Source organism: Streptococcus parasanguinis (assembly GCF_001074805.1).
Taxonomy (GTDB): domain Bacteria; phylum Bacillota; class Bacilli; order Lactobacillales; family Streptococcaceae; genus Streptococcus; species Streptococcus parasanguinis_A.
In genome coordinates this window covers 1-221 of sequence record NZ_JUPI01000097.1, presented here as the reverse complement: position 1 = coordinate 221, position 221 = coordinate 1, and the positions used below count along the sequence as shown (strand labels likewise).

The window sequence follows — 221 nt, the reverse complement described above, 5'->3', positions numbered from 1 at the left end:
TATTGTTATTCTCAATCGTTAACGTGCCGCTTGGTTTTACTTGATGTACTTCTGTTGTAGTCTTTGTGATGTAGTTTCGTTTGTCAGCTTGATCCACATAGTAGACGTGGACATGGTACTTACCATCTTCATTTTTATGATCGCTTGCCTTAATAGTTGCACGGTAGCTGCCATCACTTTGACGGACTGCTTTGTGCCATACTAGATCATCTTGCCAGTTC

General features: G+C 41.2%; 1 protein-coding gene. It reads right to left on the bottom strand.

From position 1 onward, the window contains the following. Nucleotides 1-221 (bottom strand): GBS Bsp-like repeat-containing protein (locus tag ADI76_RS06535; protein WP_049515221.1); only part of this gene is annotated, 221 nt, incomplete at both ends.